The organism is Pseudomonas sp. No.21 (assembly GCF_054558415.1).
Genome location: NZ_BAAJNO010000002.1, coordinates 326,863 through 340,894, shown reverse-complemented (window position 1 = coordinate 340,894; position 14,032 = coordinate 326,863). Strand labels below are relative to the sequence as shown.

The window sequence follows — 14,032 nt, the reverse complement described above, 5'->3', positions numbered from 1 at the left end:
CCGTAGGGCTCTTTCTTCCAGCTTCAAGCTCACGACTTCAAGCTGTCTTGGGTAAACGTCGGTCCAGCAACTGGTACAACGCCGAGTCGGCAGGCCAGTTGCGCAGGAAGCGGGCGCGATCACGGGCATAGGCCTTGGCGAAGCTGCGCTCGCTGCGGTGCTGCTGCACCGCGTCGAGATCGATGAGGCACCAGGCGCCGTCCTGCCAGAACAGGTTGTGTCCCTTGAGATCGCCATGGCTGATGCGCTCGCGGATCAACGCGGCGAACAAGCGGTCCAGCGCCTGCAGATCGGACTCTGCCGGCAGGCCATTGCCCTGCGGATCGACCTGGGCGTCTCGAAAACGGGCGATTATATCGTGCCCGGACAGATATTCGGTAATCAGGTAGGCACGCCCCCGGAGCCAGCACCAGCGGCGCTCGACCATCGCCAGCGGGCGCGGCGTGGCGATGCCGAGGAAGGCCAGGCGATTGCCCTCCTTCCAGCTGTGCCAGGCGCGGCTCGGGCGCCAGAAGCGCTTGAGCCAATGCAGCGGGCCCTTGATGTTGTAGCGCTTGAGCAACATCGGCCGCCCATCGATTTCCACCTGCGCCACGGTGGCGGTGCCGCCACCCTTGAGCAGGCGACCGGCGGCGATGGCCGCATCGGGATCGGCCAGCACCGGCGCCAGGGCACCCAGCGAATCACGCCGGGCAGCGCGGAAGCCGAAGGCCGAGCCGATCACGCTGAACAAGCTGCAATCGCGCCCGACCTTGCCGAGGAAGTCACGCAGGCGCCAGCGGCGTACCCGGGCGATTTCCTTCTGCAGCATCTCCAGCGGCAGCGCGTGCTCGCCGTTGGCCAGCAGGTAATGCACCAGCAGTTCTTCGAGGAAGGGGTCGAGGCTCGCCGGCAACTGGGCGAAGAACACGCCGAGATTGGCCAGCACCTTGTCCCGCGCCAGGCACTGCCCGGGGGTCTCGCCGCGCACGCCGCCGCCATCGATCAATTGCAGCGAACCCTGGTGGCGGAGAATGTTGTCCAGGTGCAGGTCTTCCTGGACCAGGCCCTTGCCGTGCAGTTGGCCGACCAGCGCCAGGGCCTCGCCCAGCACGGCCTGCTGGCCATCGGAGAGCGGCGCCTCGGCTTCAACCGCGCGCCAGTCGTCCCACAGGCTGCGGGCGCCTTCCAGGTAATCGAACAGCAGCCAGCCGCCCTGCCCCGCCACGAAACCCTGGGCCAGCAGCGCCGGCGTCGGCAGGCCCTGCCCGGCGAGCAGCCGTGCACCGGTCAATTCGCGCTGGTAGTGACGCTCCGCCTTGGCGCCCACCATCAGCTTGGCGAGCACGTCGCGCCCCTGCCAGCGGGCACGCCCGACATAACGCTGCCCGGGCAGCACGCGGAACAGCTGGGTCAGCTCCAGGCCGCCCTCGGCATCCACGAGCAGCGGCAGGGTCGGCGCACGACCGGCGTCGGCGAGTTCAGCCAGCTTCAAGCGCGGCGCTCCTTGTTGCGACGGCGCGCACCGAGGCGCCGGACCCAGGTGTCGACATCGCTGCTGGAGTGCCCGGCGCCCAGGTAGGCCACCAGCAGCTCGCGCAGTTCGCTCTCGCCCCAGGGGTTGGCCCGGCGCACCAGCGGCTCGAGGTCCTTGACCCGGTCACGACGGCCCAGCAGCAGTGGCCGGGTCTTCTCCAGGTCGATCAGGCAGCTCTCGTAATGCCCGCCGATCTCGCGCAGGAAGATGTGCTTGGGGTAGAAGCAGCCATGCACCTGGCCGGCCGCATGCAGCCGGCGGGCAAGGGTGCCCACGGCGAGGATGATCGCCGCGCGCTGGTCCTCGCCCAGGGAGGGCCAGCGATCCAGCAGCTCGGCCAGCTCGGTCCAGCCGTCCAGTGCGCGCGTCAGCAGGATGGCCCGGCGCTCGCCGTGCACCTCCCGCTCGGCGAAGAACGCGGCGCGCAGGGCCGGGACGTCCAGCGCCTGGTAGCGCTGGATATTGCGGAATTCACGGGCGAAGGTCGGCTCGCCGAAGGGCCGCGCCAGGCTGCGGCTGAGGTAGTTGCTCTGCCGCTTGAGGTAGTAGGCGGCATCGCCCAGGTCGAGGCGGAACACGCTGCTCCAGCCTCCCCGGCCGGTGTTGGGGGCGTCCACGGCCTCGAGCTGCAGGTTCCACAGCGCCTCGAAACTGTCGAGACCATGGCGGGCCAGGATGTCCCGGTCGCTGGTGGCGATGAAGTCGCTCATTCGCGTCCCTCGAAGAAACCGATGATCTGCCTGATCCGTCGCTTGTCACTGACGTTCAGGCGCTGGCGCCCGCGGTACTGCAGGTAGAAGCGCAGGCGCTGGGTGCGGCTCAGCTGGTACTTGGCGACCTTGTCCAGGCAGGCCAGGTCCTTGACGATGCGGCGCCGCAGGAAGGGGCCGAACCAGAAGGCGCCGGTGGGGCAATCGATGAGGAACAGCTCGCCCTCGTCGTTGACCAGCAGGTTGCGCCACTTCAGGTCGTTGTGGGCGAAGTGGTGGTCGTGCATGGCTCGGGTGGCGCGGGCCAGCTGGCGGCTGACGCCATCGACCCAGGTCGCGTCATCCAGGCGGGCGTCGTCGCGCTGCGCCAGGGCCGCCATGTCGGAGGTGCGTTCCAGCTCGCGAGTGATCAGCGCGCCACGGTGGAAGCGGCCCAAGCGTCGCTCCAGGCCCCAGCCCACCACCGGCGCCGTGGGGATGCCCCACTTGCTGAAATTCTTGAGGTTCTGCCACTCGGCCTTGACCCGCGGCCGGCCGATCCAGCGGCGCAGGCCCTTGCCCGCGCCCCAGTAGCGCTTGACGTAGTAGCGGATGCCGGCGTGCTCGACCCGCAGCACCTCGGAGAGCGGGTCACCGGTGATCCAGTCCCCTTGCAGCGCGAACACCGCATCGAGATCGCCGAACAGCCGGGCGACATCGGCGTCGAGCCCGGGCGCCAGTTTCCAGTCACTCAATCTGCGGCTCCTTCCACGTACTTGCGCTGGTAGCGCGCCAGCAGGCGAGCGGCTTTCTGCTCCATCCAGGCCAGCAGGCCGATCTCGTCCCGCAGCACCTGGCGCAGGGGCTGCTGGAAGTAGACCTTGAGGAAGCGCAGCTTGTCGTGCCGGGTCAGGCCGATGTTCAGCGCGGAGAAGTACAGCGCCGCCAGGTCCTTGTCGCGCCAGCGGCGCGGCGTGCTCTCGCGCACCTGGGCGCGGTGCAGGTCGATCACCGAGAGACGGAAGTCCCCTGCCGTGACCGGCTTGTCGGTGTGCAGGAGGAAGTGGCAGATGTAGCAGTCGCGGTGGTTGACCCCGGCGCGGTGCATCTCGCGCACCATGCGCGCCACCTCGTCGATCAGGGCGCGCTTGAGCGCCGGGGCCGGCGGGTTCTGCACCCAGTCGAGGCTGAAGTCCTCGAGGCTGATGGTCGGCGCCAGCTCCTCGGTGATGATGAAGGAATGCTGCTGCGCGGGGTTGCTGCCACGCTCGCCGAAGGCCGCCGCGGTCATGGTCGGCACCCCGGCGCGATGCAGGCGCTGGATGGCCGCCCACTCCAGGCCGGCGCCCAGCACCGGCGCCTTGGCGGTGACCAGGTTCTTGAAGATCTCGCCCCAGCCGATGCCACGGTGGATCTTCACGAAGTAGCCGCGCCCGTCGACCTCGGTGCGCAGGGTGCGCCGGGCCTCCAGCTCGCGGAACACCTCGCCCTGCAGCTTCTCCACCTCGGCGAACGGGTCACGCCCGGCCCAGAGGTCCTTGAAGGGTTGTTCCAGCATCAGCTTCATGGCCGTGCCTGCAGGATCACGTCGGCCGCGCGCTGCGGCATGCTGTAGAGGTCCGCCGTGTCGGCGAAGGCCAGGCCGTTGCGGGCCCATTCGGTGCGGGCGTTATCGTCGTCGAGCATTTCGGCCAGCATGCGGTTCAGCTGCTCCTGTTCGAAGGGGCTCGGCACCACGCGGCCTGCCCTGGCCTCGTCGATGTAGTGGGCGTAGCCGCAGACGTCGGTCACCAGGACCGGCAACCCGGCGACCAGCGCCTCCAGCAGCACGGTCCCGGTGTTTTCGTTGTAGGCGGGGTGGATCAGCAGGTCGGCGCCCAGCAGGAAGCGCGGGATGTCGCTGCGCCCCTTGAGGATCTCGACCTGGTCGGAAATGCCCAGCGCCTTCATCTGCAGGATGAAGGGCTTGGGGTCGTCCTGGCCGATGACGATCAGCCGGGTACGCGTCTTCAGTGCCCTGGGCAGCGCGGCGAGTGCACGCAGGCTGCGGTCGAGGCCCTTGGTCTTGAAGCCGGAACCGATCTGCACCAGCAGCAACTGGTCGTCCGTCAGCCTGAATTCACGGCGGAACTCGGCGCGGATCTCGGCGGCGTTGGCCGGGGCACGGCGGTCGGCGGCGATGCCCGGCGGCAGCAGGTGGAAGCGCTCGGCCGGCGTGGCGTAGTGCTTCACGAACAAGGGCTGCTGCACCTCGGAGATCATCAGCACCTCGGTCTTCGACTCGGGGGCGAATACCGCGCGCTCGTAGTCGGAGAAGTGCTTGTAGCGACCCCACTTGCGATACAGGCCGTTGCGCAGGGTCTGCGCCTTGTCCTCGAAGCACGGATCGGCGGCGTAGTAGACGTCCAGGCCCGGCATCTTGTTGAAGCCGATCACCCGGTCCACCGGGCGCCTGGCCAGGTCGGCCTCGACCCAGGCGGTGAATTTCTCGTTGCGCTTGTGGTTGAACAGCGCCTTGACCGGCGCGATCAGCACCTCGAAGCCGTCCGGGATGTCGCCTTCCCAGATCATGGTGTAGACGCGGATGGCATGCCCACGGCGCTGGCAGTCCTGGGCGATGCGCATGAAGTCACGCTGCAGGCCACCGAACGGGAAGTACTTGTAGAGCACGAATGCCAGTTGCATCAGTGTGTGTCCTCGGTCAGCAGCAGGGCCTCCAGCTGGGTGGCCACGCGCTGCGGGTTCAGCCGGGTGAAGCACAGGGGCTGCTCGCGCTTGAGGTCGAAGCGTCGCTTGTCGTCCTCGGTCGGCTGGTAGGTGCAGGTCTTCTTCAGGCACGGCGCGCAAGGGAAGTCGCTGCCCAGGTGCACCTGCGAACGCCCATAGGCACCGGTGAAGCCGGGATTGGTCGGCCCGTAGAGCGACAAGGTCGGCACATCCAGCGCCGCCGCCAGGTGCCCCAGGCCGGTGTCGACCGCTACGCAGGCACGCGCGCCGGCCAGTACCTTGGCCATCCCCGCCAGTGACAATCTGGGGAGCACCGCGGCGTTTTCCAAGCCCTCGGCAATGCGCTCGGCCCGAGCCTTCTCATTCGGATTGCCCCAGGGCAGGCGCAGGTTCCAGCCGTGCTCGCAGACCCGCTCGGCGAGGTCGCGCCAGTAGGCTTCGGGCCAGTGCTTGGTATCCCAGGTGGTGCCGTGGAGGAACAGCAGGTAAGGCGCGCCACCTGGCGCATCGGCCAGTTGCGCACGGTTGAGGCCGTAATCGCCGGTGGTCGCAGGCAGCGGGTAGTCCAGCGCCTTGGCGAACAGCTGGCGTACGCGCTCGACGGCGTGCTGCCCCCAGGCCACCGAGTGGGCCTGGTCGTAGAAGCGGGCGGCGACGGGCTCGCGGGCGGATTCGCGGTCCAGCCCGGCCACCGGTGCCTTGGCGTAACGGGTCAGCCAGGCGCTCTTGAACAGCCCTTGTACGTCGATCACCAGGTCGTAGCGGGTCTCGCGCAGGCGCGCCTTGAAGCGCTTCCACTCGCCGCTGCGGATGGTCTGCACGATGTTCTTGCGCCAGCGGCGGATGGCAACCGGGATGACCTGTGCCACGGCTGGGTGCCAGGCGGGGATCTCGGCGAACCCCTCCTCCACCACCCAGTCGAACTGGATGCCGGGAATGGCACGGGCGGCATCGGTGAGCGCCGGCAGCGTGTGGATCACATCACCCAGGGACGAGGTCTTGACCAGCAAAACCCTCATTCAGCGACCTCGGCCGGGTCGGCCACCAGGCGCCCCAGGGCATCCATCACCGGACGCGGCTTGAGCTGGCGCAGGCAGTTGTAGTGGCCGAAGCGGCAGGTGCGGTCGAAGCAGGGGCTGCACTCCAGACCCAGGCGCACCACTTCGACCTGTTCCGCCAACGGCGGGGTGAACAGCGGCGAGGTGGAGCCATAGACGGCCACCAGGGGACGGTTGAGCGCGGCGGCCACGTGCATCAGGCCGGAGTCGTTGGAGACCACGGCACCGGAGCAGGACATCAGGTCGATGGCTTCGGCCAGGCTGGTCTGCCCGGCGAGGTTGATCACCTCTTCGCGCAGGCCCGGGATCAGGCGCATGCGGATGTCTTCGCCACCGGGGTGGTCGTTCTTCGAGCCGAACAGCCAGACCTGCCAGCCATCGCGCACCTTCAGCTCGGCGACCTTGGCGTAGTGCTCGGCCGGCCAGCGCTTGGCCTCGCCGAACTCGGCGCCGGGGCACAGGGCCAGGACGGGGCGATCGAGGCTCAGGCCGAACTTGGCCAATGCCGCGTCGCGGCTCGCCGGGTCGATCTCCAGGGTCGGTCGCGGGTAGGGCTGCGGCAAATCGGCACCGGGCTCGTAGGCCAGGGCCATGAAGCGCTCGATCATCAGCGGGTAGCGGGACTTGTCCAGCTTGCGGATGTCGTTGAGCAGGCCATAGCGCAGCTCGCCCTTCCAGCCCGTGCGCTTGGGAATCCCGGCGAAGAAGGGCACCAGCGCCGACTTCAGCGAGTTGGGCAGGAGGATCGCCTGGTCATAGCGACCGGCGAGGGATTTGCCGATGCGGCGGCGCGTGGCCAGCTCCAGCACGCCGTGGCCGAGCGGGAAGCTCAGGGCCTGGCGCACTTCGGGCATGCGCTCGAGGATGGGCCGGCTCCACTCGGGTGCCAGGACGTCGATCTGGCAGTCGCCATGGCGGGCCTTCAGGCACTGGAAGAGTGTCTGCGCCATCACCATGTCGCCCACCCAGGAGGGGCCAACGATCAGAATATTCATAAAGGCAGCTTCGGGGCCTCAAGCGACAAGCCGCAAGCGCCAAGCAGTACCCACTGCTTGCGGCTTGCGGCTTGCACTGTGCAGCCTTGTCTATTTATTTGACCAGGGTACGCCACTCGGCGTGCGCGGCGGTCTTGCCGGTCACCAGGTCGAAGTAGGCCTTCTGCAGCTTCTCGGTCACCGGGCCACGGCTGCCGATGCCGATCTTGCGACCGTCGACTTCGCGGATCGGGGTCACTTCGGCGGCGGTGCCGGTGAAGAAGGCCTCGTCGGCGATGTACACCTCGTCACGGGTGATGCGTTTCTCCACCAGCTTCAGGCCCTGCTCTTCGGCCAGGCGCAGCACGGTGTTGCGGGTGATGCCGTTGAGGCAGGCGGTCACCTCGGGGGTGTAGAGCACGCCGTCCTTGATGATGAAGATGTTCTCGCCGGAACCCTCGGCCACGTAGCCTTCAGGGTCCAGCATCAGGGCCTCGTCGGCGCCGCCGGAAATGGCTTCCTGCAGGGCCAGCATCGAGTTGATGTAGGCACCGTTGGACTTGGCCCGGGTCATGGAGATATTCACGTGGTGGCGGGTGAAGGAGCTGGTACGCACCTTGATGCCCTTCTGCAGCGCTTCCTCGCCCATGTACGCGCCCCAGTTCCAGGCGGCGACGATGACGTGGACCTTCAGGCCGGTGGCGCGCAGGCCCATGCCTTCGCTTCCGTAGAACACCATCGGGCGGATGTAGGCGCTTTCTAGGTTGTTCTCACGCACGGCGGCGCGGGTGGCCTCGTTGATCTCGTCCTTGGACCACGGGATCTGCATGTTCATGATGTGAGCGGAGTCGAACAGGCGGTCGGTGTGCGCCTGCAGGCGGAAGATCGCCGTGCCGTCGGGGGTGTTGTAGGCGCGCACGCCTTCGAACACGCCCATCCCGTAGTGCAGGGTATGGGTCAGCACGTGAGTGGTCGCTTCGCGCCACGGCACCAGTTCGCCGTCATACCAGATCACGCCATCACGATCGGCCATCGACATATTTGCCAGCTCCTCAAGGGTTCGATTGATTCAGCACGGCGAGTTAGCAGGCTGTTGAAAAACTAACTGCGTTGCCGCTACGGCGTTGAAAACGCCCTCAAAATGCTCATTTGCCACACGTAAACTGCGCTTTCCGGCCGTTTTCGCCTTGTATCGGCTGCCTCGTCTACGTTCTTCAACGGCCTGCTAGCTCAAGCCCAACTCGCGCCAGATCCGCATCACGCCTTGGCGCTCCGCGTGAAACTGGTCACCACTCACTACGCCCGGCTGCTTCTGCAACGCCTGCCGGTGGGCGGCGGAGCGGTAGGCCTTGTAGGCCTCCTGCAGCAGGCTGACCGCCTCACCGGACAGCAATCCGACCTGCTCGAGGCCGTCGAGAATGCGGATGTTATCGGTGTAGCGCACCAGCTCAGGGTGCTGTCGCGACCAGGCAAGGGCCGCATATTGCACCATAAATTCGATATCGACGATACCGCCGGCGTCCTGCTTCAGATCGAAGGGAACGGTGCTTTCGAAGGCGTTCGCAGCGGTTCCCGCCGCAGTTTCGCGCGTTCCCAGGGTGGTACGCATCTTCGCCCGCATCTCGCTGACGTCCTGCTGCAGGGTGGCCAGATCGCGCTCGCGCCCCAGCACCGCCAGGCGTACCGAGTCGAACGCCGTCGCCACGCGCTTGCAGCCCACCAGCACACGGGCGCGCACCAGCGCCTGGTGTTCCCAGGTCCAGGCCTCGTTCTCCTGGTAGCGCTGGAAGGCACCCAGCGAGCTCACCAGCAGGCCGGACGCGCCGGAGGGGCGCAAGCGCATGTCCACTTCGTAGAGCGAGCCGGAGGTGGTCTGGGTGGTGAGCAGGTGGATGATGCGCTGGCCCAGGCGGGTGAAGAACTGCGCACCATCGATGGGCTTGGCGCCATCGGTCTCCGCCTGCGGATCGCCGTCATGGATGAACACCAGGTCGAGGTCGGAGCCATGGCCGAACTCCAGGCCGCCGACCTTGCCGTAGCCGACGATGATGAAGTCCGGGTCGCAGGCGCTGCCATCCGCGCGACGCGGCGCACCATGGCGGGCCACGGTGTGGCGCCAGGCCAGGGCCAGTACCTGGTCGAGAATGGCTTCGGCCAGCCAGGTCAGGTAGTCGCTGACCTTCATCAGCGGCAAGGTGCCGGCGATCTCGGAGGCCGCCACCCGCAGGCTGTGGGCCAGCTTGAAGTGACGCAGGGCCTCCATCTGCTGCTCGAGGTCGTCCTCGGGAATGCGGGTCAGCCGCTCACGCAGCTCGGCGGCGAGCTCGGGGGCCAGCGGCGGATGGTAGAGACGGCCTTCGTTGAGCAGCTCGTCCAGCAGCAGCGGGTAGCGGGCGATCTGCTCGGCGATCCAGGGGCTGGCGGCGCAGAGGGTGATCAGGCGTTCCAAGGCGCCAGGGTTCTCGCTGAGCAGCACCAGGTAGGCCGAGCGCCGGGCCACCTTCTCCACCAGCGGCAGCACGCGCTCCAGCACGAGGTCCGGCTTGCCGTGCTCGCTGGCCATGTTCAGCAAGCGCGGGATGAAGGCGTCCATGCGCTCGCGCCCGAGGCGCTGCATGGCGCGCAGCTGCGGGCCGTTGCGCAGGTCGACCAGGCGCTTGAGGGCGGCCAGCGGCTCAAGGAAGCCGGCTTCGCTCAACTGCCGGCAGGCGCTCTCTTCATCCAGGGCGTCTTCCCACAGCGGCAGCCACTCGCCGCCGATGCAAGCGTCCTGCGGGCCGGCGCCCTCGTCTTCGTCCGGGTCGGCGATGACCTGGTGGAAATGCCACTCGATACGGCCGCGCCAGTACATAAGGCGCTCATGGAAGGCCGACCAATCGTCGAAGCCCATGATGAAGGCGACGCGGGCGCGGTCCAGGTCGTTGTCCGGGAGCATCTGCGTCTGCCGGTCGGCGATGGCCTGCAAGGCGTGCTCGGTGTAACGCAGGAAGGCATAGCCGTCGCGTAGCTCGGCGACCACCGCCGGTGGCAGGTAGCCCTGGCCTTCGAGCGTCGCCAGCACCTTGAGCAGCGGGCGCTGCTGCAGGCTCAGGTCGCGACCGCCATGGATGAGCTGGAAGGCCTGGGCGATGAACTCAACCTCGCGGATGCCGCCGGAGCCGAGCTTGACGTTCTCGGTCATGCCCTTGCGGCGCACTTCCTGCTGGATCAGCTGCTTCATCGAACGCAGCGCCTCGATGGCCGAGAAGTCCAGGTAGCGGCGATAGACGAAGGGCCGCAGCATCTCCAGCAACTGCGCGCCGGCCTGCTGGTCACCGCCGACCACCCGCGCCTTGATCATCGCGTAGCGCTCCCAGTCGCGCCCCTGGTCCTGGTAGTACTGCTCCAGCGCATTGAAGCTGAGCACCAGCGCGCCGGACGAGCCGTAGGGGCGCAGGCGCATGTCGACGCGGAAGGCGAAACCGTCGACGGTGATGGCGTCCAGCGCCTTGATCAGCTTCTGGCCGAGGCGGATGAAGAACTCCTGGTTATCCAGCGCACGCTTGGCGCCTTCGGTCTCGCCGCCCTCGGGGTAGCCGAAGATCAGGTCGATGTCCGAGGACAGGTTCAGCTCATGGGCGCCCAGCTTGCCCATGCCGAGGATGACCAAATGCTGCGGCTGCCCGGAGCGGCGCCCGGTTGGGGTGCCGAACTGCGCGCAGTGGCGGCTGTAGAGCCAGTGGTAGGCGCCGTCGATGCAGGCATCGGCGAGATCGGAGAGATCACGGCAGGTTTCCGCGAGGTCCGCCTGGCGGGTCAGATCGCGCCAGATGATGCGCACTTGCTGGCGATTGCGAAAACGCCTCAGGTGGTGCGCCAGCTCGTCCTCACTCCCACAGGCGGAGATGACCGAACCCAATTTTGTACACAATTCACCACTTTTAAGTGTACATTCCAGCTCGCCCGATTCCGCCAGCTGCATGAGCATCGCCGGATCGCGCCGCGTCTGCTCGGCCACGAAATCACTGGCTGCGCAAACCCGCAGGAACGCCTGCTTCCGTTCGTCGGGCCAGCCGTCGAATACCGCACGCAGGGATTCCGGAAGGCCCTCCTGATCGGAGGTGAAGGCCTGGCGAGCACGGTCGGCGAGCGATTGCAGTTGCGGAGGGAGGGCGACAAGCGGGGGCAGGCTCATGGTCTATCCTGTGATCGGCGTACGCCGGGCCTGTGGTTGCTGGCCTCGCGCCGCCCATCTGTAGTTTTACTACGAAAGATTGTGTCCAGAGTGCTGAAACGGCCGTCGAAATGTAGTAAAACTACACAAGGCCGGTTCGACCCCCGGTAAATCCAAGAATTAGCAATCTGCCAGCCCATAAGGCTGTCAGTGAACATAGGCGTCCGATTCTGGAAGCCTTTCCGCCCTGGAGCAAGCCATGCAAGACCTCGATCCCGTCGAAACCCAGGAATGGCTGGACGCCCTGGAATCGGTTCTCGACAAAGAAGGCGAAGACCGCGCGCACTACCTGATGACCCGTATGGGTGAACTCGCTACCCGTAGCGGTTCGCAGCTTCCCTATGCCATCACCACGCCGTACCGCAACACGATCCCCGTCACCCACGAAGCACGCATGCCTGGCGACCTGTTCATGGAACGCCGCATTCGCTCGCTGGTACGCTGGAACGCGCTGGCAATGGTCATGCGCACCAACCTGAAGGACTCCGACCTGGGCGGTCACATCTCCAGCTTCGCGTCCTCGGCGACCCTCTACGACATCGGCTTCAACTACTTCTTCCAGGCCCCGACCGACGAACACGGCGGCGACCTGATCTACTTCCAGGGCCACGCCTCCCCCGGCGTCTACGCCCGCGCCTTCATGGAAGGCCGCATCACCGAAGAGCAGATGAACAACTTCCGCCAGGAGGTCGACGGCAACGGCCTGTCGTCCTACCCGCACCCCTGGCTGATGCCGGACTTCTGGCAGTTCCCCACCGTATCCATGGGCCTCGGCCCGATCCAGGCGATCTACCAGGCGCGCTTCATGAAGTACCTGGAAAGCCGCGGCTTCATCCCCGCCGGCAAGCAGAAGGTCTGGTGCTTCATGGGCGACGGCGAGTGCGACGAGCCCGAATCCCTCGGCGCCATCTCCCTGGCCGGCCGCGAGAAACTGGACAACCTGATCTTCGTCATCAACTGCAACCTGCAGCGCCTCGACGGCCCGGTACGCGGCAACGGCAAGATCATCCAGGAACTCGAAGGCGTCTTCCGTGGCGCCCAGTGGAACGTCAACAAGGTCATCTGGGGCCGCTTCTGGGACCCGCTGCTGGCCAAGGACGTCGACGGCATCCTGCAGCGCCGCATGGACGAAGTCATCGACGGCGAATACCAGAACTACAAGGCCAAGGACGGCGCGTTCGTCCGCGAGCACTTCTTCAACACCCCCGAACTCAAGGCCATGGTCGCCGACCTGTCCGACGACGAGATCTGGAAGCTCAACCGTGGCGGCCACGACCCGTACAAGGTCTATGCGGCCTACCACCAGGCGGTCAACCACAAGGACCAGCCCACCGTCATCCTGGCCAAGACCATCAAGGGTTACGGCACCGGTGCCGGCGAAGCGAAGAACACCGCGCACAACACCAAGAAGGTCGACGTCGACAGCCTGAAGTCGTTCCGCGACCGCTTCGACATCCCGGTGAAGGACGACGAGCTGGAGAACCTGCCCTTCTTCAAACCCGAGGAAGGCAGCGCCGAAGCCCGTTACCTGAGCGAGCGCCGTGCCGCCCTGGGTGGCTTCGTGCCCCAGCGTCGCGCCAAGAGCTTCAGCATCCCCACCCCGCCGCTGGACACCCTCAAGGCCATCCTCGACGGCTCGGGTGACCGTGAGATCTCCACCACCATGGCCTTCGTGCGGATCCTCTCGCAACTGGTCAAGGACAAGGAAATCGGCCAGCGCATCGTCCCCATCATCCCGGACGAAGCCCGCACCTTCGGCATGGAAGGCATGTTCCGCCAGCTGGGCATCTACTCCTCCGTCGGCCAGCTCTACGAGCCCGTCGACAAGGACCAGGTGATGTTCTACCGCGAGGACAAGAAGGGCCAGATCCTCGAGGAAGGCATCAACGAAGCGGGCGCCATGAGCTCCTTCATCGCCGCCGGCACCTCGTACTCCAGCCACAACCAGCCGATGCTGCCGTTCTACATCTTCTATTCGATGTTCGGCTTCCAGCGCATCGGCGACCTGGCCTGGGCCGCTGGCGACAGCCGCACCCGTGGCTTCCTGATCGGCGGCACCGCCGGCCGTACCACGCTCAACGGCGAAGGCCTGCAGCACGAGGACGGCCACAGCCACATGCTGGCCGGCACCATCCCCAACTGCCGCACCTTCGACCCCACCTATGGCTATGAGCTCGCGGTGATCATCCGCGAAGGCATGCGCCAGATGACCGAAGAGCAGCAGGACGTCTTCTACTACATCACCGTGATGAACGAGGCCTACACCCAGCCCGCCATGCCGGCCGGTGTCGAGGAAGGCATCATCAAGGGCATGTACCTGCTCGAAGAGGACAAGAAGGAAGCCGCGCACCACGTGCAGCTGCTGGGCTCGGGCACCATCCTGCGCGAAGTCCGCGAAGCGGCGAAGATCCTCCGCGACGAGTTCAACGTCGGCGCCGATGTCTGGAGCGTCACCAGCTTCAACGAACTGCGCCGCGACGGCCTGGCCATCGAGCGCCACAACCGCCTGCACCCGGGCCAGAAGCCCAAGTCGACCTACGTCGAGCAGTGCCTGAATGGCCGCAAGGGCCCGGTCGTGGCCTCCACCGACTACATGAAGCTGTTCGCCGAACAGATTCGCCAGTGGGTGCCGAGCAAGGAATTCAAGGTCCTGGGTACCGACGGCTTCGGCCGCAGCGACAGCCGCAAGAAGCTGCGCCACTTCTTCGAAGTGGACCGCTACTGGGTCGTCCTGGCGGCACTGGAAGCCCTCGCGGATCGTGGCGACATCGAACCGAAAGTGGTGGCCGAGGCCATCGCCAAGTTCGGCATCGACCCCGATAAGCGCAACCCCCTGGACTGCTGAGGAGACGCAT

General features: G+C 66.5%; 10 protein-coding genes. 1 reads left to right on the top strand and 9 read right to left on the bottom strand.

Annotated elements, in window-relative coordinates; genetic code table 11:
* Positions 1–37: 37 nt before the first annotated feature.
* The 9 genes from ACYJSS_RS04265 to glnE all read right to left on the bottom strand — a co-directional run bounded on the left by ACYJSS_RS04265 (position 38) and on the right by glnE (position 11,138).
* Positions 38–1,474 carry a lipopolysaccharide kinase InaA family protein gene (locus tag ACYJSS_RS04265; RefSeq protein WP_236204332.1) on the bottom strand — a complete coding sequence of 479 codons (1,437 nt, stop codon included), beginning with the start codon at positions 1,472–1,474 and terminating at the stop codon, positions 38–40.
* Positions 1,471–2,226, bottom strand: a complete 756-nt coding sequence (locus ACYJSS_RS04260; protein WP_111259833.1) for a lipopolysaccharide kinase InaA family protein — start codon at positions 2,224–2,226, stop codon at positions 1,471–1,473. Before ACYJSS_RS04260 ends, ACYJSS_RS04265 begins: the two co-directional genes overlap by 4 nt.
* The gene (locus ACYJSS_RS04255) at positions 2,223–2,960 is read right to left on the bottom strand and encodes a lipopolysaccharide kinase InaA family protein (protein WP_111259832.1); all 738 of its coding nucleotides are present in this window, start codon (positions 2,958–2,960) and stop codon (positions 2,223–2,225) included. Before ACYJSS_RS04255 ends, ACYJSS_RS04260 begins: the two co-directional genes overlap by 4 nt.
* Positions 2,957–3,772, bottom strand: a complete 816-nt coding sequence (rfaP, locus tag ACYJSS_RS04250) for a lipopolysaccharide core heptose(I) kinase RfaP (protein WP_111259831.1) — start codon at positions 3,770–3,772, stop codon at positions 2,957–2,959. Before rfaP ends, ACYJSS_RS04255 begins: the two co-directional genes overlap by 4 nt.
* Entirely contained in the window at positions 3,769–4,890 is a 1,122-nt protein-coding gene (locus tag ACYJSS_RS04245; protein WP_111259830.1) for a glycosyltransferase family 4 protein, read from the bottom strand. The genes rfaP and ACYJSS_RS04245 overlap by 4 nt, the downstream gene beginning before the upstream one ends.
* Positions 4,890–5,951, bottom strand: coding sequence for a lipopolysaccharide heptosyltransferase I (gene waaC / locus ACYJSS_RS04240; protein WP_236204333.1), 1,062 nt, complete (start codon positions 5,949–5,951; stop codon positions 4,890–4,892). The genes ACYJSS_RS04245 and waaC overlap by 1 nt, the downstream gene beginning before the upstream one ends.
* Positions 5,948–6,985 carry a lipopolysaccharide heptosyltransferase II gene (waaF, locus tag ACYJSS_RS04235; RefSeq protein WP_111259828.1) on the bottom strand — a complete coding sequence of 346 codons (1,038 nt, stop codon included), beginning with the start codon at positions 6,983–6,985 and terminating at the stop codon, positions 5,948–5,950. The genes waaC and waaF overlap by 4 nt, the downstream gene beginning before the upstream one ends.
* A gap of 94 nt (positions 6,986–7,079) precedes the next feature.
* Complete coding sequence (gene ilvE, locus ACYJSS_RS04230; RefSeq protein ID WP_111259827.1) at positions 7,080–8,003, bottom strand: branched-chain-amino-acid transaminase; 924 nt, start codon at positions 8,001–8,003, stop codon at positions 7,080–7,082.
* A gap of 186 nt (positions 8,004–8,189) precedes the next feature.
* On the bottom strand, positions 8,190–11,138 hold the full coding sequence (glnE, locus tag ACYJSS_RS04225; protein ID WP_236204334.1) for a bifunctional [glutamate--ammonia ligase]-adenylyl-L-tyrosine phosphorylase/[glutamate--ammonia-ligase] adenylyltransferase: 2,949 nt from the start codon (positions 11,136–11,138) through the stop codon (positions 8,190–8,192).
* A 238-nt stretch (positions 11,139–11,376) separates the two neighbouring features.
* On the opposite strand from glnE, the gene aceE reads away from it, so the two are divergent.
* On the top strand, positions 11,377–14,022 hold the full coding sequence (aceE, locus tag ACYJSS_RS04220; RefSeq protein WP_111259825.1) for a pyruvate dehydrogenase (acetyl-transferring), homodimeric type: 2,646 nt from the start codon (positions 11,377–11,379) through the stop codon (positions 14,020–14,022).
* Positions 14,023–14,032 lie beyond the last annotated feature (10 nt).

What these genes read in the sequence shown, in the direction of transcription:
- ACYJSS_RS04260 (WP_111259833.1), bottom strand. Translation starts at nt 2,226, where the DNA reads ATGAGCGACTTCATCGCCACCAGCGACCGGGACATCCTGGCCCGCCAT.
- rfaP (WP_111259831.1), bottom strand. Translation starts at nt 3,772, where the DNA reads ATGAAGCTGATGCTGGAACAACCCTTCAAGGACCTCTGGGCCGGGCGT.
- ACYJSS_RS04245 (WP_111259830.1), bottom strand. Translation starts at nt 4,890, where the DNA reads ATGCAACTGGCATTCGTGCTCTACAAGTACTTCCCGTTCGGTGGCCTG.
- waaC (WP_236204333.1), bottom strand. Translation starts at nt 5,951, where the DNA reads ATGAGGGTTTTGCTGGTCAAGACCTCGTCCCTGGGTGATGTGATCCAC.
- waaF (WP_111259828.1), bottom strand. Translation starts at nt 6,985, where the DNA reads ATGAATATTCTGATCGTTGGCCCCTCCTGGGTGGGCGACATGGTGATG.
- ilvE (WP_111259827.1), bottom strand. Translation starts at nt 8,003, where the DNA reads ATGTCGATGGCCGATCGTGATGGCGTGATCTGGTATGACGGCGAACTG.
- glnE (WP_236204334.1), bottom strand. Translation starts at nt 11,138, where the DNA reads ATGAGCCTGCCCCCGCTTGTCGCCCTCCCTCCGCAACTGCAATCGCTC.
- aceE (WP_111259825.1), top strand. Translation starts at nt 11,377, where the DNA reads ATGCAAGACCTCGATCCCGTCGAAACCCAGGAATGGCTGGACGCCCTG.